This is a genomic window from Nostoc sp. (genome assembly GCF_036917235.1).
Lineage (GTDB): Bacteria > Cyanobacteriota > Cyanobacteriia > Cyanobacteriales > Nostocaceae > Nostoc.
In genome coordinates, this window is sequence record NZ_JBALDU010000053.1 from 52,452 (window position 1) to 74,508 (window position 22,057).

Genomic DNA, 22,057 nt, shown 5'->3' on the forward strand with positions numbered 1-22,057 from the left:
ATATGTTTACTTTTTAAATTTGCAAGAAATTAGCGATCGCTTGCGGTAATGGCAGAATAATTACAATCAACAAAGCCATTGCCAGTAAGCCCCAAACGTCACGTTTGTTATCCAATTCAGTGACATCATTCAGCGCAGGTTCATCAATCAACGGCATAAATAATAAGATAATCGCCCACACCAAAAATTCTTCCCGAACTAAAGAAAGTAATAGCAACAACACGCGAGCAATTTGACCAATGACGATCGCAGTTCGTTGTCCAAACATCGCATGGACAATGTGACCTCCATCTAATTGTCCCACAGGCATTAAATTTAACGCTGTGACAATTAATCCCAGAAAACCTGCTACTGCAACTGGATGCAGATCGAGGGCTGATGTTGCTGTTAACTTACTTCCCAAAGCTAACTTCGAGAGTAACGCCAGTAAAATGGAATACTTGGGATTAAGGGCATCAGGGTTTAAAAGTCGGGTTTTTTCACTCAGAGCAACCACATCAGAATGAGCCAAGCCCCAGATTAGTAATGGCAAGGTGACAACAAAACCTGCAATTGGCCCAGCGATACTAATATCAAATAAAGCTTTGCGGTTGGGAATGGGACTACGCATCTGAATAAATGCGCCAAATGTTCCCAAGAAGAAAGGTACGGGAATAAAGTAAGGCAATGTCGAGCGAATCTTGTAGAATTTAGCTGTCAAATAATGCCCAAGTTCGTGAGTGCCCAAAATAGCCATCAGCCCTAAAGCATAAGGCAATCCCTTAAATAGGACATCTGGGTTAGATAGAAGTTTAAACAAAGATCCAATTTGCCAGATAGGCGGCAGAGTAACACCAGCATTTTGCACTCCCACCAAGGTAGTAGTGATCAAAGTAGCTGCTAGCAGCATCAGCGCTAATCCTGGTCGAGTTAATCGTTCCTGGTTGCGTCGTGGTGTATCTGTCTGTTTTGCAGCAGCTTGAGTGTTGGGAACCAGGACAAAGAAAGGTTTGCCATTGAAACCTTCTTGAAAAATCAGCAAGAAGCGATCGCCAAATTGTGCTTCAATATTAGTCTTAATCTGCTGGTAAGCGTTGCTGGCTTTAGTTCGCAGCTGACCCCGGCAAATCACAGATTGTGGACGATACTCAATATTTTGAACGTAGTATACAGACCAAGGAAAACAATTTCGCAGTTGAGTTTCTTCGGCTAGTTCAATGGGACGCACTATTGGTTCTGGGGTAGGCTGGATAGTCGGTTGTGATTCTGAGGCTGGGGTTTGGGCTTCGGTCTGTGTATCTCTTGGTACTTGACGCCCCCATTGAAACAACGCCCAGTACAAGACTGTGCAGACAAATACCGACCAGAGGATCAGTCCTGGCGGTGGAGGTTGTTTCGCCCCGTAGATTAGCGTCCATCCACTCAACAGGAATGCTGGTGTCATTAAAACCAGCCACAACAACCATACTGGTGTGCGGGTAATGAGAGCAACGCTGCGCTGCACCATTAGATAAGTAGCTAGCCCCAGCAGGAGGATAAACAGAAACCAAAATGCCATGTTCTCTTCAGTAATTTTGATAAAACGCCCCACCAGTAGCTTCAGCACCATAGCATTAACTACAAGGCAGACCTCAAATCCCAATTTTCTTCACAATGGTTAACAGTGCTGGTTAATGCTCAAGTTGCAATTCTTGAGAATTTCCGCACTGTCATCAAATTGTCCACAACTCCTCAGTTTCGGTTCTTTGATTATGTGCCCTTTACCTCAACAGCCAAGTTATACAACTAAGCCACCACGGGCTGTCTTCCCAAACGAAGTTCTGAGCGCAGGTTCTCTGCAATCGGACTTCGCACAAGAGAGCATTTTTGCTTTTCCACCCAATCGGGACACATTAGGGGGAACCTCTTATTTTATTGTAAGAAATGAAGGCAATATCCTCATAGATTGCCCTGCACTAGAAAAAACAAATCAAGATTTTTTAGCAGCGCATGGAGGCGTGCGTTGGTTATTTATCACCCATCGCGGCGCAATTGGCAAGACTGCTGAATTTCAGCAAGCTTTTGGCTGCGAGGTGCTGATTCAAGAGCAAGAAGCGTATTTATTACCAGGCTTAACCGTAACTACTTTTAGACAAGAATTTACTCTTGATACAGCTACACAAGCGATTTGGACACCAGGGCATTCTCCCGGCTCATCTTGTCTCTACTACAGTGAATTTGGGGGTATATTATTTTCTGGTCGCCATTTACTCCCTAACCAGTACGGTCAAACAGTACCATTACGGACAGCTAAAACCTTTCACTGGCCAAGGCAAATTCAGAGCCTTCGATTATTGTTAGAACGTTTTACACCAGAAACTCTCAAGTATATTTGTCCTGGAGCTAATACAGGCTTTCTTAGAGGTAAGCGGATCATAGATCGAGCTTATCAACACCTCGCCTCTCTGGATTTACCAACTTTGCTGGGGATACAACCATTTTAGAGGTAGCAGGGCTGTTGAGAACCGCAAGGATGAAATTTTGTCCAGACAGCAATTTTCATGTATTTGAACCATACCTGTCGTAGGGGTGTAGGCCTTCATAGGTGTCAACTTAACGCTAAACCCGCTTGGTGAAAACGTTTTGCCCTCACCCCCAGCCCCTCTCCCCAAGGGAGATGGGAGCCTAGACATTCAATTCCCCTTCTCCTTTGGGAGAAGGGGTTAGGGGATGAGGGCGTGAGGTGTTTGCAAAACGCCTGTCCGATATTTTTCCTCACAATGCCAAGAAGTCTACTGAACGATCTTGAGGTCTAATCAAGATTTAGGTTGAGCGTGAGTGCAAGGCTACAAAAGCTCTGTGATGGAAAATAACCGTTGTCGGTCTATTTGTTGAAGCTTAATTTTTTCAGTGTAGAAAGCCTGATAATAATATTGATACCGCTCTGGTTCTGCTTCTGGATCGGTTTGTTGCCATAGTTCTAAAAAGTGACGATAGCGTTTTTCAAGCATCACTAAATCCATACAAGCGATCGCAGCTTGAACTACTTGCGGAGTCCGCAGTATTTCTTTTTGGTTTTTTTCATCCACATGAAATAAATGGGAAATTAACCCGATCTCGCTGTCAAATTCTAAGAACCGATCTTGGAGACGGGAAATTAAATTTGGTAGAGACGAAAAACTTTGCGTCTCTCCATCACCGGATGAAATTTCTAAAATCTGTTGCCATAAAAATCGGTGGTGGGAAAGGCTAAATTGCAAATCTCGCTCCTCTAATTCGTCAACAATTATTTGACGTTGTTCGGTACAATGCAAGTAAATTCGCAATAATAACGCCTCTGCGTGTTCTAAAAGGCTGCGTTCTGTCGGGAGTGGGGAGTTGGAAATGGAGAGTGGGGATTTACCACCTCCCCATGCTTTCTTCGCTGATACGGGCTTAGAATATATAGCCGCAGCTGGAGCAATTTGAGTTAATAGATTTTCGACTCTTAGGGGTATAAGTCTGGTATCTCCTAAACTGAGTATTTCTGCACAGTAAGAAACGTAATAGTTGCGTGTATCGCTGTTAGCTATATTTTTAAGTAATTTGACTATTTGCTGAGTTACTTGCTGAAAATCAGTAGCCTGTTTCAAATCTCGGTCTTGAATAATTTGCTGAATCTGCCAATCTAGCCAAAGTGGCGCATTTTTTAGCAGTTCTCCATAATCTTCTGGAGTGTGACTATGCAAATATTCATCAGCATCTTTGCCATCGGGTAAATTGAGAATTTTTAGCTGAACTTCGCCCTTGTATGCTAGTTCGGCAATTTCACCAATCGCCCGTTCGGTGGCATTGGTTCCGGCTTTATCAGCATCAAAGTTGAGTATTAATTGTTTCGATTCTGTGTAGCGTAATATTAACCGGACTTGTTCTAAGCTTAAAGCTGTACCGAGCGAGGCGATGGCGTTATTAATACCAGCAGCGTGGAGAGCGATCGCATCAAAATATCCCTCCACCACCACCGCTTGATCGAGTCGAGAAATCCCATCTTTGGCTCGATCGAGGGCAAATAATGTTTTACCTTTACTAAAAAGTTCGGTTTCGGGTGAATTCAGATATTTAGGCTGTTCATCAGTCAGAGTTCTCCCACCAAAGGCAATGACGCGCCCTTGAACATCGCGGATGGGAATCATGAGGCGATCGCGAAATACATCATAATACCCCCCCCCTTCCTTTCGTGGCTTAATCAATCCCGCTTTTTCCAGTATTTGCACTGGGTAATGTTTATCTTCGACTAAATAACGATAGAGAGTTTCCCAACCTGCGGGGGCATAACCTAAACCAAATTGCTGTATAGTTTCTTCTTTGAATTGGCGGTTAGATTGCAAATATTGAAGTGCTTTTTGCCCTTGGGATTGTCTGAGGGCGTGTTGATAAAACTGTGCTGAAGAAGCGAGAACTTCATACAACTGCTCACGCAAAGATAGCTGACGCTGTAATTCTTGGCGTTGTTCAGGTTCTAGGGTTTGCACAGGTACTTGGTAACGCCGTGCTAAATCCAGCACCACATCAGCAAAAGAACGCTTTCCCAACTCCATGACAAACTTAATGGCATTTCCTCCAGCTTGACAGCCGAAGCAATAGTACATTTGCTTGGTCTGGCTGACGGTGAAACTAGGGGATTTCTCATCATGGAAAGGACACAAACCGACGAAATCTTTCCCGCGTTTGCGTAAAACTACGTATTCCGAGACGACATCTACAATATCAGCCCGTAGTTTAACTTCCTCAATTGTGTCTGGGTGCAAGCGGGGGATTTGCATAGCTTTGTCATTAGTCATTAGTCATTGGTCATTAGTCATTGGTCATTAGTCATTGGGGATTAACTTTGAAAAAAGGACAAAGGACAAAGGACAAATGACTTCTGATAGCTATTATATTCTTGTTGCCAGACCAAGAATGATGTATACAATTGCTTAGACTTAATTTTATCAGAGGAAATACTGAAAATGGGGCGTATTTTTATATCAGCGGCTCATGGAGGGAAAGAAGCGGGAGGAATAGATCAAGGTGCGATCGCAGGTGGTACAAGTGAAGCAAAAGAAATGATTCTGCTGCGGGATTTGATTGTCACGGAACTAAGGGCGCGGAGTTTGGAAATTTTGGCGGTTCCTGATGACTTGAGCGCCGCTCAAACTATCACCTGGATTAATTCTCGTGGCCGCCGGGGTGATGTCGCTCTAGAAATTGCAGCTAATGCGGCTAACAGCCCTTCTGTGCGTGGAGCTAGCGTTTTCTACATTGCTAATAATAGCGATCGCAAGAGCAATGCTGAACAGTTACTAGTGGGATTGTTGCGCCGCGTACCCCAATTACCGAATCGGGGAGTCAAACCAGATACAGATAGTGGATTGGGTAGTTTAGCATTCTGTCGTCAGACAACGCTGCCAGCTTTGGTAATGCAAGTGGGGTTTCTCAGCAATCCAGAAGATCGGGCTTTACTGCAAACTCGTCGCCGCGATTTTGCTTTGGGAATTGTCGATGGATTGGTAACTTGGAGTCGTGTAATTGACCCCACTCCGGGAACTCCAGCCGAAGCAAATTATCCACCTATTAATATTAATATTAATGGACAAAGTTACACAGAACAAGGAGTTTTAGTTAATGGTAATGCTTACATCCCCATTGATTTAGTAGACCTTCTCCGAATTGACCTTTCAAAAGCAGCTAATGTCAATAAAATTACCTATCACAAAATAGTTTATGTCAAAGCAATCGAACTGCGAGATTTTAATGTTGCAGTCAATTGGGATGCTGCGACGCGTACTGTTAGCTTGCGCTCGAATTTGATGGTTTGCCCTGGTCAATTTTCGCGGGTGATGTCGAATGGGAATACTTCCGAAATACAGTTACAATTATTCCTCAGAAACAATAATGAAAATGCTTTAACAAAGTTTCCTGATATCCCAAAACTTTATCGGGAAGAAGCCGGTATAGAAGGAGTGAATTATGATATTGCCTTTTGCCAAATGTGTGTAGAAACAGGATTTTTACGGTTTGGTGGCGATATTAAACCTGAGCAAAATAACTTTGCAGGCTTAGGTGCGATCGGTGGCGGTTCGGAAGCTGCATCTTTTCCAAGTGCCAGAATTGGAGTCAGGGCACACATCCAACATTTGAAAGCTTACGCCAGTTTGGAACCTTTGGTACAGGAAGTAGTAGATCCAAGGTTTCGCTTTGTCACACGCGGGATTGCGCCATTAATCGATCAGCTATCAGGGCGGTGGTCAGCAGATTTGGATTATGGTACGAAGATTTCAGCAATGCTCAAAAGGTTATATGAATCAGCAGGACTTCTTTGAGTATTGAGTAACTTGTCATAGCAATTTTTTTAGGACGTGCAATCGAGTAATAATATTCACACAATTTCCATTTAATTGTGTGATGCGGAAAAATTTTGGATAATAGCAAGGTATATACGTAAAAATTATATTGAGGGTATTTATAGGGCAAAATTTTTGTATAATAGCTGAATATATATTATATAGTCTAGAAAAATTCTGTATATTCTGACAGGAAAGCTCAATTATGTGAGCAATTTTGAAGCAAGTTCCTTATGAGTTTTTTCAGTGGTCATCGGCAAAGCATCTTATTTCTGGCTGCCAATCCTAAAGACACCACGCGTCTACGGCTCGATCAAGAGTTGCGGGACATTGGGGAAGGACTGCAACGCGCTCAAAAGCGTGACCAATTTCAGCTAGAGCAACGGTTGGCGGTTCGTCCTCGTGATATTCAACGGGCGATGCTCGATATCAGTCCGCAGATTATCCATTTCTCCGGACATGGGGCGGGGGAGCAAGGGCTAGTCTTTGAAGATGAAATTGGCAACACGAAGCTTGTGGACGGGGAAGCATTGGCAGGTTTGTTTGAACTGTTTGCTGACCAAATTCGCTGTGTTGTGCTCAACGGCTGTTATTCAGAAGTGCAAGCGAAAGCGATCGCTAATCACGTAGACTATGTAATTGGCATGAACCAGGCAATTGGAGATCGAGCAGCGATCGAGTTTGCAGTGGGGTTTTATGATGCGATCGGGGCAGGTCGTCCCATCGAGTTTGCCTACAAGCTAGGGTGTGCGGCAATTCGGATGGCAGGCATTGCAGAACACTTGACCCCAGTGCTGCTAAAAAAATCTACATCTTTTGATGCCACTGTTCAACCCACCTCAGATATTGTTGTTCAACCTCCAGTTGAGCAATTACAGAATGCGCCAATCGATGTCTTTATCTCCTACTCTCATAAAGATGACGATTTGTTGTCAGAATTTGTGACTCATTTGGCTAACCTCAGGCGGCAGGGTAAGATTACTGCCTGGTATGATCGCGCCATCGAAGCGGGAGAAGAATGGGAAGCTCAAATTAAGGGGCGACTAGAATCCGCTCGGATAATCCTGCTGCTGATCAGTCCCCCCTTCATGGGATCGGACTATTGCTATGACATAGAGATGCAGGGGGCGATCGCACGACACAATCAAGGCACAGCAAGGGTGATTCCGATTATTCTCAGGCCTTGTGATTGGAAAGATTCGCCATTTAGTAAGCTCCAGGTTCTACCAAAAGATGCCAAACCCATAACTCAGTGGAGCGATCGCGATGCCGCGTTTCTAAATGTGGTAGAAGGTATTCGTAAAGCGGTTAATTCCCTGTAAAATGAGTCAAAAAAGTAGATTACTCATAAAGACAGAGTGTGTTCACCGCGTAAAGGCAGAGTTAGAATCGCTCCTTGGCAAAGTTCCGAATGTTCCTACCCTGATTTGTTTCTCTTCTAAATCTCAATACCATGTGGCTATCCAACTCTTGCAATAAGTTTTTTAAGGCAGTATCCATACTAGAATTCAAGCGAGATCATCTGATATTTAGACATTAATTAAGGAGAATATATGCCTTCGCTTAAGCGTTTAGAGGCAAAATGTGAAGACCTAGAAGATGAATATGAAGAAGTTCGCAAAAAGTTGAAATGGCTCAAGAAAGAAAGAACGACCAAAACTGACTCGGAAGCTAAATATGAGCTAGAACAGCGAATTGAAGAGTATGAAGCAAAATTAAAAGAAATAGAAGAAGAACTCGACGAGTTAGAAGAACAGATTAATCAACCGAAACGAGTAGAAAACTCTGATTTAGAAAAAAGCCAAACTTTTGATATCTTATATAAATCACTATTGAAGTTAGGATACTGGGAACAGCACAATCTCTTTGAAGAGATTGCTGGAAAACACTCTCATGGTGTGTTTTTAATCCAAGGCAATTCTAAGGACAGTGGTCAAAGATGGTTGCTCAATCGACTGGCTTCGATTATTCCCAACATTTTGGAAGGAAAAAATATTGTTATTGACTTAAATCGAACTTCATCAAGGACAGATATTTTAGCAATTTGGGATGAATTTGCCGGAAGAGTTGGATTGCCTGAAAAGAGTTTACCCTCTCAAATTACTGAAAAAGTTTGTGAACTATGGAAATCACAGAATGTTTTAATTGCCTTTAATAATGCCGATGAAACCATCAAAGAAAACTTGTGTGATTTACTTAACGAGTTTTGGGCATCACTTGCTCAAAAAGTATTAGAAGAAAAAAATAGACAAAACGCATTCAAACTACTCATATTCCTGATAGACTACCAAGGTGTAATATCTCAGTGGAATATCGGTTTTGTCGAGAACTATGATTCAGATTGGCAACCGAATTACCCTCTGGGATTGCCTGCAATCCATCCATTCTCAGATAAAGATTTAAGAGATTGGTTAAATTATCAGAGTGATTTTTTACCTCCAGCTATCTCTGCTAATAAAACAGAAACTATTAGAGTGCTTTTAGAAAAGCAAGGGATTCCAATGCCAACTTTACGAAAAATTTGCGATCTTTGTGGTTGTAATTGGTTTGAGCAGGAGGGCAAATGGTTACGCTTCTAAATTCTGATCGTCTTGAATATACTGGCATTAAGCAACCTAACCCAGGGGATAGTTACAAAGGTAAACTCATCTATCCTTACCTACCCAGCCAAAAATTAGTGGATGTTGTGAATCTAGCGATTTATTTAGGTCGTCCATTATTACTGAAAGGAGAACCTGGATGTGGCAAGACTCAACTAGCTCTTGCAATCGCTTATGAGTTAGGACTAGATTTTGAGGCTTGGTATGTAAAATCGACTAGTCGAGCCAAAGATGGTTTGTACATATATGATACCGTTGGACGGCTACGCGATGCTCAATTAGCGGCATCTGGTTCTTTAACTATAGAAGAAAAGCAACGCTTTGATGATCCAACATCTTATATTCGTTTGGGCCCATTAGGTAGAGCTTTTACTAATCACAAGCGGACGGTAGTTTTAATCGATGAGATTGACAAAGCTGATATCGATTTTCCCAATGATTTATTGTTAGAACTCGACGAGCAACTGATTCAGATTGAAGAGGTGCGAGAAAATGGGAAAGAAAAGGAGATTAAGGCAGTCAATTCACCAATTGTTTTTATTACTAGTAATGATGAGAAAGATTTACCTGACGCCTTTTTGCGGCGGTGTTTATTCTATTACGTCCATTTTCCCAGCTATGAACAAATTGTGCAAATTGTCAAATGTCGATTCCCTGATATTGCAGATGAACTGACAGATACAGCCGTTTCCCGTTTTATGAAATTACGGGAATCTATGGAGGGTGAAACAGGTAAATTCAGTAAGAATGTGAGTACGAGTGAATTACTCGATTGGATTAAGGCGCTAAAGCGAGATTCATTACAAGAAGTATTAAATAAGTTGTCGGGGGAAGCTCAACTGCCTTACTTAGAGGTATTACTCAAAAGTTGGGATGCCCACATTAATTATTTGAGGTTAATTAGCGATCGTGAATGATCCAGCATTATTAGAATTATTCACCTGTTTAAGGAAGGCAGGTTTTCCCTTGGGGTTGGCAGAATATCATCTGCTGCTGGAATCTATTAATGCAGGTTTTGGGACTCGCGATCGCACTGCACTAGCCCAACTATGCTGTGCTATTTGGGTAAAATCCCAGCGAGAAGAAGAAATTTTTCAAGATTATTTTAACCAAATCATCCCAGATAGACTGGAAGCAGACTTTTTTCAAGGCGAAACGGAGAAAACTAACTCAACGGACACCGAAGTAACACCCAATCAAAACAAAAAACAACCTTCAAAGAAATATAAAACGGCTCGAATCATACCTTTCTTGGTATTAGGACTTGCAACTTGTGTTGTTGCGATCGGCAGCGCGTTTCTCCTCAAAAAGGAATCACAGGTTAATACTTTAAGCTTCAGCGGCACTAATTTTATTTTTCCTTCCTTCACCGTAAATATAGGTGAAAAGGCAGCACAGATCAAAATTACCCGCACTGGTAGCAGGGATGGAGAAGTCAGTGCAGAATTGAATGTTGGAAAGAACTGTCGCCCAGACGAACCTAACGATACTTCCCCGGTCAGTGATACTCCCCAAGTTGTTCAATTTAAAGATGGTGAATTAGGAGAAAAAACTCTCCTAATTCCCATTTCCAATGCTGGTAAGACTGATTTTTTCCAGAAGCAAATTCCCTTATGCTTGATTGACCCTCGAGGTAAAGTTCAGCTTGGTTATCCCAACCAAGCGATTTTACTTATTCAAAATAATGATTATTTGAATAAAATATTATATTCTGAATATCTTAACTTACTATTAATTATTTTTACCTGTATTATTCTGCTGCTTGTTGCTTGGAAGATGTGGAAAATTCAACAGACAGCCTCTTTTGCAGATGAGGCGATCATTCCTGAGAGTTACACCAACTTACCCAAAACAATGCTGTCGCCTGAAGTCATTCGGACAATGGCTGATGAGATTCAAGTTGTCAAAGCAATCAGGCAATTGGACGACCAACTTAGCGAACTCTTCCCCCTAATCGTTAACAATTTACCAGTCACTCATCGACAAATGAAGCAAGGGTGGCGTTATCTGCGTCAGTTTAGTCGTGAGGGGCCACCCACCGAGCTAGATATGGAAGCCACTATTCAACAGGTTGCCCAGCACGGAGTTTTATTAAATCCTGTATTGGTTCCACGACGTACCAACCGCATAGAACTTCTGCTGTTAATCGATCAGGATGGTTCAATGGTTCCGTTTCACCACCTTTGTCAAGAGTTGGCAGATACAGCATTGCGTGGAGGGCGTTTCAGCCGGGTTCGGGTTTACTATTTTCACAACTGTCCAGATGAATATTTGTACCGCGATCGCTATCATTTAGAGGCAGAATCAATTGATGATTGTTTATCAAACTTGCCTAAAGCCAGAACAGTTTGCTTGATTTTCAGCGATGCTGGCGCAGCGCGTGGTGGGTTCAGTTCTAGGCGACGGCGGTTGACAAAATTCTTTTTAAAAGAGTTACGGCAGTATGTACGTTATACTACCTGGCTCAATCCGGTTCCGCGCGATCGCTGGCAAACTACAACCGCCCATGACATTGCCGCTTTAGTTCCCATGTTTGAGGTAAATCGTCAGGAATTTTACAAAGCGATTAATGTCTTACGAGGACGACATCAACCTCTGGGGGAGAGACGCTAAGATGACGAATTCTAGTGCTTTACTGCCAGAAACGCGCTCTCAGGAAATCGAAGAGGCGATCGCATCATTTCAAAGACGATTTACCCAAGGCCATGTATATTTAGCCTATCATGCTGCCTTGCCCATCGCTCTCACGCCCCATTTGACCTACTGCCTCTGGGCAAATTTTCCGATGGATATCGCAAAGCAAGACTTGAAAGTGCCGTGGATTGCAGTAGCGGACTTACTCCTCTCTCCACTCTGCAAAGAGGTAGGACATGAACTATATGAGATGGATGCAGATTTACGCAATTATTTATTAGACCAAATGATTCAACATCCTAGCTTCGGTCAGAAGCGTGTTGAAGAATTAGCCCATTTTTTACTATCCTACGTACAACGAGAATTGAATGATTCTAAATCGTCTGTACAAACTCTGGCTCAAGCTCAACGTTGGACAGCACTTGCGTATGTTTATCCAGAAGCTGTCGCCCATGATTTGGCTAACAAGCTTGCCGAATTAACTCTCAGCGAAAAAACAGAATGGCTGCGGCTGACATCATTAACAGAAGCGATCGCAACTCCTTTGCGTCATGCTCATTTTGAATCTTTGCTGGCGTATCTTCAGGGAATGCGTGAACTCGCTCGTGGCAATCATAGCCAAGCAAAATCAGCCCTCAAATCTTTGCCAGCCCATAATAATCAAATTGTCGTCGCAGGAGTAACTTTACCCATTCCTGAGTTTCAGAACTCTGATTGGCATATCAACTCGATTGCATCCAGAGAACCCTCTCTAAAGTCATTTAAATTTGAGACAGCTAAACTGATTCGTCAACCCCGGTTTATGCGGTTGGGGTCACGCTGGGTAGTTGATCGACGTGAACAACAAGCAACTCTGTTTTATGAGCAATTAGAGGGACAAGTTAGTCTAGAAATAGTGCGTATACCAGAGGGCAATTACTGGATGGGAACTGCACACAACGAGGGTGACTATTGCGAACGCCCTCAACACTCAGTCACCATTACGTCCTTCTTTCTTAGCCGTTTTCCTGTGACACAAGCCCAGTGGCGGGCAATTGTTAAGACTACCAAAGTTCGGATTGAACTGAATCCTGACCCCTCCTACTTTAAAGGTGATAATTTACCTGTGGAGCACATTACCTGGTTTGAGGCGATCGAGTTTTGTGAGCGGTTGCAATTACAGACTGGGAAGCCCTATCGTTTACCCAGCGAAGCCGAGTGGGAATATGCTTGTCGTGCAGGGACAGAAACCCCATTTTACTTTGGCGAAACGATTTCTCCTCAACTTGCCAGTTATGACGGAAGCAAACGATATCGTTCTGGCCCCAAGGGACGATCAAGCAAACAAACGAATGAAGTAGGTTCTCATAATGCAGCGAATGCTTTCGGGCTAGATGATATGCATGGCAACGTCTGGGAATGGTGTGCTGATCACTGGTATGACGACTACACAAATGCACCAGAAGATGGAAGTGTCCGAATTACTAACAACCGGGCTTCACCTAGAGTTATCCGGGGTGGTTCTTGGATAAATGAACCTAGTATATGTTGTTCTGCCTATCGTAATGAAATTCCTCCTGATAATAAAGTGCTGACAATTGGCTTCCGAGTAGCGGTATCTTTGCACAAAGCGAATCTCAAATCAAAATTATAATTTTGACGAAAAAACCTGCGGAGTACATAATTTTAAGCATATTTAATCATGCAGAATGTGGGTTTATTGCTTTTCGTTACAAAAAGCTTCACAAGAATTTCTCAAGCAGTACCCGTCAGGGTACTATTAACGCTGAATAGAATGTGGTAAATAATAGATTTATATCTAAGCATAAGGTAATAAAATATAACCTATGAGTATCCTTTCTGAACTTCAAACCAAAAAACTGGGCTTGCTTGAATTAATATCATTAGGCTTCAACTTATATATTAAAAAAAATCGGCTCTTTCTTGGTTTATTTTTAATATACCTGCCTTTTTCTATTATTTTAACTGTATTATCAAACTACTTATTAAGTTACAGGGATAAATTATATTTTTGGGGTTTAATTCCGATTGTTTCTATCTCTTATATCTTTGCAAATTCAATTTATAGTGCTACTATTTGTATCTTTACAGAAAGTTCTGTTCTTCAGGAAGATATTCAACCTAAAGCTGTAGTAAAATGGATATTGTCGCGCATATTACCACTGATTGGTTTAGAGATAAGATTTTTTATTACTTTCTATTTACTTTCTTGCTTGCTGGTTATTCCAGGTATTATTTACTTTATAAACAACGACTTATACTTTCACGCTTTTATTCTCCGAGGTCAAAGAGGTAAGGCAGCATTTCTATACAGTAGAACATTAGTTAAAGGAAATTGGTGGAAGGCGTTTTTTTTGATGTTATTAACTTATTTAATCGTTTGGGGCTTGCAGGCAATTTTTTACAAAATTTTCAATATTACTGTTGCAAACTCTTCAATATTAATTACTCTTATATCCAGTGCATTAATACAATTAATTTTTCTTGGATTTGGAATTTGTAAAGTTTTGTTCTTTCTTAACTTAGAGTTTCAAAAACAATAACAGAAGAAACGAATCTTTTGAATCTGCACGTATCATTTAAGTATGTCTGATCCATCTGCCCTAACTATTTTATTTTTAGCAGCAAATCCAGTAGGAAGCTCTCAGTCACGTTTGGAGCAGGAAGCACGAGATATTAGTGATGGGTTATTAAGAGCAAGACATCGCGATCGCTTCAAATTTGAGCAACGATGGGCGGTGCGTCCTAGAGATATTCAACTTGCCCTTCTAGAATGCAATCCTCAGATTGTTCATTTTGCTGGACATCGCAAACACGACAAGATATTAGAACAAAAAGAAACCATAACTCAAGAGTTTGCTACAGAAACAGAAACTGAGCAAGAGGAAGGATTAGTATTTGAAGATGATACTGGACATATTCTTCTTATTTCTGCCAAGGCTTTAGCAGATTTATTTAAGTTATTTTCAGATCAGGTGAATTGTGTTCTCTTGAACGGTTGTTACACCGAGGATCAAGCAAAGATAATTGCCCAACATATTCCCTACGTAATTGGGATGAAGCAATCAATTACCAATAAAGCGGCTCTAGATTTTGCTCTTGGATTTTATGATGCGTTAGGATCTGGTCGGTCAATGGAGTTTGCTTATCATCTGGGTTGTTCAGCAATTCAAATGGCAGGACTGTCTGAACATTTGACTCCTATTCTCTATAAAAAAACAGAATTTAATTCTATTTCTGCGCCAAATGATTCTTCTACGCTAAATGCTGTTCTAGGCAATGGTACAACTCTAAATATATCTTCAAAACGGCATATTCAAGAAAAGCGCGAAGACTTAGAAGAAGAATATCAAAATGTTCGTAAAAAGTTAAAATTTTTGAAGCAAGAATGGAATATTAAAACTGATTCAGAAGCCAAATATGAGCTTGCACAACGAATTGAACAGTATGAAGTTCAATTGCACAATATTGAAGAATTGCTTAAGGAATTGGAAATAAATAAGGGTTAAGCAAGTGTAAATAATTAGAAGATGGTGTATATTTTCGGTGCGTTATACTAACGTGGTAACACACCGAAAACTTGAATCAAATTACTTTCTTACATATCTCCCTTATATTCTTCTAACAATTGCGGAATGTGATCGTACCCATCTACACCGATAACAGCAATAATTTTCGGGCGATGTTGTTGTAAGAACTTTTGGAAAGCTTCTGCCCCTATTTGTCCTTGTAAAATTGTCAGTAATCCTGCTGCTTGACGCCACTCATTAGAAGCTATTTGCTCTAAAAGATACATTCCCAAGCAGCCTGTGTAAACAGTTTTTTCAGAATTTTGCAGATGATAATAAGCTTCTGCTAAATAAGCTAAGTTCCGCCCTTGGAGATACAAATCACCGGAAACTTGCGCTGTTTTAAAACCATCCTCCAGATATTTAATTGCAGTTTGGTGTTCTCCGATTACTAAATAGGCAATTCCTAAGCTGCTGACACATAAGGCTTTACTTTGAAGATCGCCTAATTTTTCTGATAATTTTAAACCTTGTTCCAAATAATTAATTGCGGCTTCATAGGTTTCGGGTTCTAGGTTTTCCAGTTCCTGAGCTTGCATAACTTCGCTGTAACCTAAATTTACCAGCGCGTTTGCTTCTCCTGTGCGATCGCCTGCTTGCCGACTTAGTATTAATGCTCGTTGACTGTAGTTAATTGCCTCAGCATAATTTTGCTGTTGCACGTAGGTACGGCTGAGGTGATTGAGATTGGCAATTTCACAGGTGCGATCGCCTGCATTCCTGGCTATCTCTAGGGCTTGCTGATGAAAATCAATTGACCGCTGGTATTGTCCCAAAGCCCGCTGAGAGTAACCTAAAAGTGTCAAAATTCGCGCCTTTTCTTGGGTTCCTTCGCCTCTTCGCAGTGGTTCATCTAGATAATCTAGGGCATCTCGTAAATAAGTACCAGTAAAAGAGGCAAAAATCCCGCCGTAAAAGGGAAAATACGGACGCTGGGCAAAGGTTCGTAAAATCTGGAGCATGATTTGAGAACAGGCATCGCTGTATATTGTCCCAATGCTCCTAAAACCACTTGCTAACTGACTCCAAATCACTGCAAAGGTCAAAAAAGTGGAAATGGACAACTTTGGCCCCGCTTTCACATCGTAAGCTTGTTGGTCAAACCAGTTAATTAGTCCCCGTTGCAAGAACTGTAAAATCAATGCCATTTCCACCCAATCTCTAAGGGTGATGCCTCGTTGTCGTTCGGCAAACTCGATTGCGGATTCTTCCCTAGCTAAAGTGCGAAGTAGTGTTTTGGGTAACTCACTATTAAGTTGTTTCGCCCAACTTGCCCAAGGGCCACGTTCTCCCGGTACGCCGCCAAATCCCAAAGATTCTTTTTGCTCGTACATCCAACTGAGCAAGTTATCTTGCAATCGTTGCCAAGAAGCTAAACCACGGGTAATCCCTTCGGAAAATTGTTGTAAATCAGCATCTGCCTGAGCAAATTGCTGCAATGCCTTTGATAACTGCTGTAACTGTTGTAAATTTAGCGGATACTTCTGATTGGGGTCAGTAACCCGGATAAATGTCGCTAGACGATCGCCAGCAGGGGCTGTAGTAATTTCTGTAGCTGCAAAGGCGATCGCTTCTGTGGCTTTGTTTTGCTCTTGCCAGCGTTGCCATTGGCTTTGAATAGTCTTAATGGCTCTCAAACTGCGAGTCGCCTTGGCTTTTTTGAGTTCGTCTTTTTCGCTATCTACTTGGCTTTGGAGAGAATTCAGGCGATCGCTCAAAGCTAGCTCAAAGACTTCCCCTGTCCCGGAAGTAATTCCTTTAAGCAGTATTTGATACACCTGTTCTACAGAGCTAATTTTGCCCTTGAGGGTGGTTTCGACAATTTCATCGATTAAGGCAAGATAGCGATCGCTTAATGGCAGAGAGTCTGGCACTTTGGCTACTATGAGAATGTCACGTCAATTCTAATTCTAGTCTTGTCCGCAGAGGTAGGGGAAACAATTGGCCACTTTTCACCAGTCATGGTCATAACAAACGCAAAATTTAGAAAAATTTATTTAGCGATTTGTTATCATTCCTTGAGTGATTCGCTGTTTAACTACACGATAAAAAAACAATGGAATGCCTACAATATAACGGTCTGCTAGACGAGTAGGTTCAGTAACTAAGCGTGTTAACCACTCCAGACCATTATCAGTCAGCCAACGCGGGCCGCGATATATAGAGTTAGTATAAAAATCTAGACAAGCACCTAAAGGTAAAAATACAGTAGTTTCAATTTTATTGAAGTTATCTAAAATCCAGCGTTCCTGTAATGGCATACCAAAACCAATATATAAAATATCTGGTTGGAATTTATTAATTTTTTCTATTACCAAATCATTCTCTTTTCCTGATTTATCAAAATAACCATGATGTCCCTGTACGCGTAAATTAGGCGCAATTGATCCTAACTTAGTAATTGCCTTATCTACAACGCCAGGTTTTCCAGCTAACAAAAATAAAGAAAGGTTTTCTCGCTCGCACTTTAATACTAAATCTTCTATATAATCTGGTGCTGTCATTCGATGTGCAGATTGCATAGAATAACCATTGAATCTAGCTCCTACCATTACACCAAATCCGTCACAAAATACTAAATCAGCCTTATTCAAAAAATCTCGATACCAAGACTTTTCATAAGCGAAATTCATGGCTCTGATATTCACATTTCCTATAACTGTCTTTTTTTGGCTTTTTGCTGCTTCTATTAAATAATCAACTAATTCTTGTACTTTAACTTTATGGAATCTTGTATCAAACAATTTCACTTCAGGAAAAGTTTTCATTTCTGCACCTTCCTCACTTATTAGCCAGTATACCAAGTTTAGAAGAATCCGAACAACAAAAGCTTAATACCTTTATCGTTTCCTTGATTTTTCCTAATATTAAATACATACTTTTTAAACGCCTATTATCCTTATACAGAATCAATTACGTTGTTTTTAAGCTCGGTATTTAATACATAGTGTAAGTCACTTCAACCTATTTTTATCAAGATGATTCTCAATTGATAACTGCTGTATAAATGCATCTTAAAGATGTAAGATAATTATTTATGTCCAAGTGTTTAACTCGGACTCGTGCGTTATTTCCCAAAGATATTCTCAGATTTTCGTCTGTAATTAAAGATTGCATTGCCTCTGACAATTGTTGAATATCCCCTGGATTAACTAATAAACCATTCTGATTTTGAGTAACTATTTCGGGTATTCCTCCTACTGCGGTAGTGATAACTGCCAAACCCCAACTCATTGCTTCTAGTAGTGCCATAGGCAGACCTTCGTTGTAGGAAGGTAACACAAAGACATCAGCTTTAGTTAAAAGCTCGTCACGTTTTTCTTTATCTACCCAATCAAGAATAGTGATGTAGTCAGTAAGATTTAGAGTTGGGATCAAACTACGAGCTTGTTCTACATCTCCATCCCCCGCTATAACTAACTTGGCTTGGCTTTGTTGAGCAACAGGCATAGAAGCAAATGCTTTAATTAAATCAAAAGCACCTTTGCGCTCACCAATGCGCCCTAAAAATAAGAAAAATATCTGTTTAGAATCTATTCGCTGTGGAATTTGTGCAGGAATTTTTACTGGGTTAGGGAGAACAATAACTTGCTCTAGCTTTAAACCAAGATTCTCAATGTAAAAAATTTTCCAGCTATCTGATAAAACAATAAAACGGGTACATTTACAAAACGACCAACTTAGCCACTGCTGAAGCAATTGAGGTAGTTTAGAGTAAAATAAATGAAAATCAGCACTATGAGTATGAATAATTACTGGTTTTTTAAATAACCAACCAATAAGAGTAGTAATTGAATGGCGAAAAGCACTACCTCTATCTGAAACATGGATGTGAATTAGGTCAGCTCTTTGGTTTAATAAGTTCCAAAACAACTCACCTATTGCTTGCAAAAACACTAACACTTTATGGAAAGTAGAACCATTCGGTAAAGTCGTAATGTGTTCAATTTGAATATCAGAGGTAGTTTCTTCAAGAATGAGCTTCTCCACAGAAACTATTCCACCTTGGCGCTCCAAGCTTTCGCCCAACATAGTAATTTTTATAGGACTCATCATTACTATTAATATTTTTTGGAAATTGAGTACACGGTTATTTATATAAACTATTGAACGAATTTCTTCTAGTTTATATCCAAAGGCGTACTCCAAGAGCATTTTGAGAATTAATACTAATAACTCTATCTGCTTGAGCGCAACTCCATAAATTTATTTTTATTCAATGTACACTTTTATGATTTTACAGGATGATCTCCATAACAAAATTCTGCCATAGGGATTGTTATGAGGATATTTAAAACATTGTTGTTAATAACAGCATTCTAGCACTCTCTCATAACTCAAAGCTAAGTAACAATTTTTTGTTTAAGCTAAATCATGTATTTACAGATCACAAAAACTAATGAATTTATTTGAGCTTTTAGTAGGAGAAGACAATCATCCAGCCCTAGTTACGCCTGATGGGCGATCGCTAACTTATAAGCAATTACGCGAGAATGTTATTGGACTGGTATCTCAACTCAACAGCTTTGGATTGAAACGGGGAGAACGCATTGCCATTGCCATGACTAACGGTTCACCAATGGCGATTACCTTTTTGGCTGCTGCCCTATCTGGCACTGCTGCGCCCTTAAATCCTAAATACAAGCAAGAAGAATTTGCCTTTTACTATCAAGATACCCAAGCAAAAGCACTGATTACGTTGTCTGAGGGGTTAGAAGCAGCCATTGCTAGTGTCACACCCGATATGATGCTGATTAATGCCAAGGTAAATACTGACGGCACATTAAGCTTTGAATTAGTCAAAACAGGCTCAAAACCAGCAGAATCCGCGAATCCCACAGCCCCCAACGCTGATGATATAGCGATGATTCTCCACACTAGCGGCACTACCAGTCGTCCCAAGCGTGTGCCGATTCGTCATCGCAACTTAATCGCTTCAGCTGGCAACCTGATTAGTGCTTACTCACTCACAGCAGCTGATACTACACTTTGCCTAATGCCCCTATTCCATGTTCACGGATTGGTGGGCTGTTTGCTGGCAACTCTGGCTTCGGGTGGTACATTAGTTTGTCCCAATGGTTTTAATGCTTTGGAGTTTTGGAAACTGGTAGATACCTACAAACCCACTTGGTACTCCGCAGCGCCAACCATGCATCAGACGATTTTGGCGCGCGCTAGCCGCAACTCAGAAATTGTCAAAGCTAACCACTTTCGTTTTATTCGCTCTAGTAGTGCTTCTTTGCCGCCGATTATCATTGAACAGCTAGAGGCAACTCTGAATGCTCCTGTGGTGGAATCTTACAGCATGACTGAAGCATCTCACTTAATGACCACCAATCCCCTACCGCCAAAAGTCAGGAAACCAGGTACTGTAGGTTATGGCTTCGGTGTGGAAGTGGGCATTATGGACTCCGAAGGCAACCTATTATCTCAGGGAAGCTTGGGCGAGGTGGTGATAAAAGCACCCAACGTTATAGATGGCTACGAAAACAATCCAGAAGCTAACGCCACTGCTTTTGTGAATGGTTGGTTCCGCACCGGAGATCAAGGTGCAGTCGATGCAGATGGCTACCTCCGCTTGACTGGACGGATTAAAGAATTGATTAACCGGGGTGGGGAAAAAATTTCTCCTTTAGAAGTGGATGATGTCTTGCTGCGCCATCCTGCCGTCTCTGAAGCCTTAGCCTTTGCCGTCCCCCACAAATCTTTAGGAGAAGATATCCACGCGGCTGTGGTTCTGAAAGCAGAAGCTGGCGAAAAAGAACTTTTAGCTCACTGTGCAACTATGCTGGCAGACTTCAAAGTTCCCAAGCAAATTCACATTTTAGATCAACTACCTCGTGGTGCTACCGATAAACTGCAACGGTTAGCGATGGCGAAATTACTGAATATAGGGCAGTAGGGAGTACCAATTCAATTAATGATTGCAACACATCCTTGGGTAAAGACGCGACGCCAGTCGCTACAACGGGGGGAACTCCCGCAACGCGCTGGCTCATGAATCGCGTCTCTACAAATGGTCTATTTGTCGCATTCTTTTTTCAAATTGGTATTATTTCACTTCACCAGCACCCCTCTCCACCTGAAATTAAATTTTCAACCATCAACGTTCGCGCAGCGTCTCCAAGAGTTGCGGCATTACTTTGTTTTACAAGTTGCAGATTGACTTGGTGCAAGATCCACGATCGCCAGCGTTGTACAGTCTATTACCGCAGGTAACTCAACTTCATTGTCTGACACGCTCTCAACAGACTGATGGTCAATTTATCGTCAAAATCACAAACGTCTACGCAATCTATAAAAACAGAGATTGAATAGTCAGATCCTTCTGGGTGATACTGAAGTTACGCTGTTCTGCTGTGGCAATGAATGAAACGATCGCTTCACACGCCACAGCAACAGTTAAAATCACTAGGTTTCGCGCCAACGGATAATCGCAAACATCATCATTCACCTCGGAAGGAACGCGATAAACGTCATTCCAAATCACTTCTGCATAATCAGCCGATAGTCCGGCATGAAGACAAGGAATGCTTAATTTTTCAGCATAATCTTTCACTGCTTGACGTGCCACGCTATTGTCAAAGACATCGATAATTAGCTGGCTGTCTTGAAGTAATTGATTTGTATTTGCTGGTGTCAACTCCTTTGTTTTGGCATCAACTTTAGTACCAATTGCTCGATATAAATTGTTCGCCAAAATCTTCGCCTTGAAAGCTCCAACATCAGAACGGTAATAAGGCTGAGTCGAAAGGTTACGCTCCTCAATGCGATCGCAATCTATCACTGTGAGTTTATCAAAACCAGACCGAGCTAAGTTTTCTGCAATGTTAGCTCCTAATGCTCCAGCGCCACAAATGGTTATAGGATAGTTTTTCAGCTTTGTCATCACAGCATTGGTGCGGTAAAGCTGTTCGTGAAAAAAGATACTCAT

At 41.3% G+C, this 22,057-nt stretch carries 16 protein-coding genes; 10 read left to right on the plus strand and 6 right to left on the minus strand.

Translation table 11 applies throughout. The features are described 5' to 3' along the window. Positions 1 to 13: 13 nt before the first annotated feature. Positions 14 to 1,537 (minus strand): site-2 protease family protein, encoded by a 1,524-nt coding sequence (locus V7K44_RS16560; RefSeq protein ID WP_334933112.1) that lies wholly within the window; start codon positions 1,535 to 1,537, stop codon positions 14 to 16. A gap of 193 nt (positions 1,538 to 1,730) precedes the next feature. On the opposite strand from V7K44_RS16560, the gene V7K44_RS16565 reads away from it, so the two are divergent. Next, positions 1,731 to 2,462 carry an MBL fold metallo-hydrolase gene (locus V7K44_RS16565; protein WP_334933036.1) on the plus strand — a complete coding sequence of 244 codons (732 nt, stop codon included), beginning with the start codon at positions 1,731 to 1,733 and terminating at the stop codon, positions 2,460 to 2,462. Positions 2,463 to 2,804: 342 nt separating this feature from the next. Here V7K44_RS16565 and dnaG read toward each other — a convergent pair whose 3' ends face one another. Beyond that, entirely contained in the window at positions 2,805 to 4,760 is a 1,956-nt protein-coding gene (gene dnaG, locus V7K44_RS16570; protein WP_334933113.1) for a DNA primase, read from the minus strand. A gap of 186 nt (positions 4,761 to 4,946) precedes the next feature. On the opposite strand from dnaG, the gene tftA reads away from it, so the two are divergent. The 8 genes from tftA (at position 4,947) to V7K44_RS16610 (ending at position 15,063) form a co-directional block, all read left to right on the plus strand. Further along, a complete protein-coding gene (gene tftA, locus V7K44_RS16575) occupies positions 4,947 to 6,299 on the plus strand; it encodes a hormogonium tapered terminus morphoprotein TftA (RefSeq protein WP_334933037.1) in 1,353 nt (450 codons plus the stop codon). A 254-nt stretch (positions 6,300 to 6,553) separates the two neighbouring features. Next, positions 6,554 to 7,642: a TIR domain-containing protein gene (locus V7K44_RS16580; RefSeq protein ID WP_334933038.1), complete on the plus strand. Its 1,089-nt coding sequence runs from the start codon at positions 6,554 to 6,556 to the stop codon at positions 7,640 to 7,642. Between the two features lie 231 nt (positions 7,643 to 7,873). Continuing rightward, positions 7,874 to 8,899, plus strand: coding sequence for a hypothetical protein (locus V7K44_RS16585; RefSeq protein WP_334933039.1), 1,026 nt, complete (start codon positions 7,874 to 7,876; stop codon positions 8,897 to 8,899). Next, positions 8,884 to 9,837 carry an AAA family ATPase gene (locus V7K44_RS16590; RefSeq protein ID WP_334933040.1) on the plus strand — a complete coding sequence of 318 codons (954 nt, stop codon included), beginning with the start codon at positions 8,884 to 8,886 and terminating at the stop codon, positions 9,835 to 9,837. The genes V7K44_RS16585 and V7K44_RS16590 overlap by 16 nt, the downstream gene beginning before the upstream one ends. Then, positions 9,830 to 11,533, plus strand: a complete 1,704-nt coding sequence (locus V7K44_RS16595) for a VWA domain-containing protein (protein ID WP_334933041.1) — start codon at positions 9,830 to 9,832, stop codon at positions 11,531 to 11,533. The genes V7K44_RS16590 and V7K44_RS16595 overlap by 8 nt, the downstream gene beginning before the upstream one ends. A 1-nt stretch (position 11,534) precedes the next feature. Continuing rightward, positions 11,535 to 13,187, plus strand: a complete 1,653-nt coding sequence (locus tag V7K44_RS16600) for a formylglycine-generating enzyme family protein (RefSeq protein WP_334933042.1) — start codon at positions 11,535 to 11,537, stop codon at positions 13,185 to 13,187. Between the two features lie 193 nt (positions 13,188 to 13,380). Next, a complete protein-coding gene (locus V7K44_RS16605; protein WP_334933043.1) occupies positions 13,381 to 14,097 on the plus strand; it encodes a hypothetical protein in 717 nt (238 codons plus the stop codon). A gap of 42 nt (positions 14,098 to 14,139) precedes the next feature. Continuing rightward, positions 14,140 to 15,063: a CHAT domain-containing protein gene (locus V7K44_RS16610; RefSeq protein ID WP_334933044.1), complete on the plus strand. Its 924-nt coding sequence runs from the start codon at positions 14,140 to 14,142 to the stop codon at positions 15,061 to 15,063. Positions 15,064 to 15,152: 89 nt separating this feature from the next. Here the strand turns inward: V7K44_RS16610 and V7K44_RS16615 are convergent, their stop codons facing one another. From V7K44_RS16615 to V7K44_RS16625, 3 genes are all read right to left on the minus strand, one after another. Beyond that, complete coding sequence (locus V7K44_RS16615) at positions 15,153 to 16,997, minus strand: tetratricopeptide repeat protein (RefSeq protein ID WP_334933045.1); 1,845 nt, start codon at positions 16,995 to 16,997, stop codon at positions 15,153 to 15,155. Between the two features lie 123 nt (positions 16,998 to 17,120). Continuing rightward, complete coding sequence (locus V7K44_RS16620; RefSeq protein WP_334933046.1) at positions 17,121 to 17,891, minus strand: WecB/TagA/CpsF family glycosyltransferase; 771 nt, start codon at positions 17,889 to 17,891, stop codon at positions 17,121 to 17,123. Positions 17,892 to 18,108: 217 nt separating this feature from the next. Continuing rightward, positions 18,109 to 19,179 carry a glycosyltransferase family 4 protein gene (locus V7K44_RS16625; protein WP_334933047.1) on the minus strand — a complete coding sequence of 357 codons (1,071 nt, stop codon included), beginning with the start codon at positions 19,177 to 19,179 and terminating at the stop codon, positions 18,109 to 18,111. A 343-nt stretch (positions 19,180 to 19,522) separates the two neighbouring features. On the opposite strand from V7K44_RS16625, the gene V7K44_RS16630 reads away from it, so the two are divergent. Then, complete coding sequence (locus V7K44_RS16630; protein ID WP_334933048.1) at positions 19,523 to 21,025, plus strand: acyl--CoA ligase; 1,503 nt, start codon at positions 19,523 to 19,525, stop codon at positions 21,023 to 21,025. Between the two features lie 393 nt (positions 21,026 to 21,418). On the opposite strand, the gene V7K44_RS16635 is transcribed toward V7K44_RS16630, so the two are convergent. Further along, positions 21,419 to 22,057: a HesA/MoeB/ThiF family protein gene (locus tag V7K44_RS16635; protein ID WP_334933049.1), complete on the minus strand. Its 639-nt coding sequence runs from the start codon at positions 22,055 to 22,057 to the stop codon at positions 21,419 to 21,421.

Coding starts and splice junctions, on each gene's coding strand:
- V7K44_RS16560 (WP_334933112.1), bottom strand. CDS start 1,537: ATGGCATTTTGGTTTCTGTTTATCCTCCTGCTGGGGCTAGCTACTTAT.
- V7K44_RS16565 (WP_334933036.1), top strand. CDS start 1,731: ATGTGCCCTTTACCTCAACAGCCAAGTTATACAACTAAGCCACCACGG.
- dnaG (WP_334933113.1), bottom strand. CDS start 4,760: ATGCAAATCCCCCGCTTGCACCCAGACACAATTGAGGAAGTTAAACTA.
- tftA (WP_334933037.1), top strand. CDS start 4,947: ATGGGGCGTATTTTTATATCAGCGGCTCATGGAGGGAAAGAAGCGGGA.
- V7K44_RS16580 (WP_334933038.1), top strand. CDS start 6,554: ATGAGTTTTTTCAGTGGTCATCGGCAAAGCATCTTATTTCTGGCTGCC.
- V7K44_RS16585 (WP_334933039.1), top strand. CDS start 7,874: ATGCCTTCGCTTAAGCGTTTAGAGGCAAAATGTGAAGACCTAGAAGAT.
- V7K44_RS16590 (WP_334933040.1), top strand. CDS start 8,884: ATGGTTACGCTTCTAAATTCTGATCGTCTTGAATATACTGGCATTAAG.
- V7K44_RS16600 (WP_334933042.1), top strand. CDS start 11,535: ATGACGAATTCTAGTGCTTTACTGCCAGAAACGCGCTCTCAGGAAATC.
- V7K44_RS16605 (WP_334933043.1), top strand. CDS start 13,381: ATGAGTATCCTTTCTGAACTTCAAACCAAAAAACTGGGCTTGCTTGAA.
- V7K44_RS16610 (WP_334933044.1), top strand. CDS start 14,140: ATGTCTGATCCATCTGCCCTAACTATTTTATTTTTAGCAGCAAATCCA.
- V7K44_RS16620 (WP_334933046.1), bottom strand. CDS start 17,891: ATGAAAACTTTTCCTGAAGTGAAATTGTTTGATACAAGATTCCATAAA.
- V7K44_RS16625 (WP_334933047.1), bottom strand. CDS start 19,179: ATGATGAGTCCTATAAAAATTACTATGTTGGGCGAAAGCTTGGAGCGC.
- V7K44_RS16630 (WP_334933048.1), top strand. CDS start 19,523: ATGAATTTATTTGAGCTTTTAGTAGGAGAAGACAATCATCCAGCCCTA.
- V7K44_RS16635 (WP_334933049.1), bottom strand. CDS start 22,057: ATGAGTATCTTTTTTCACGAACAGCTTTACCGCACCAATGCTGTGATG.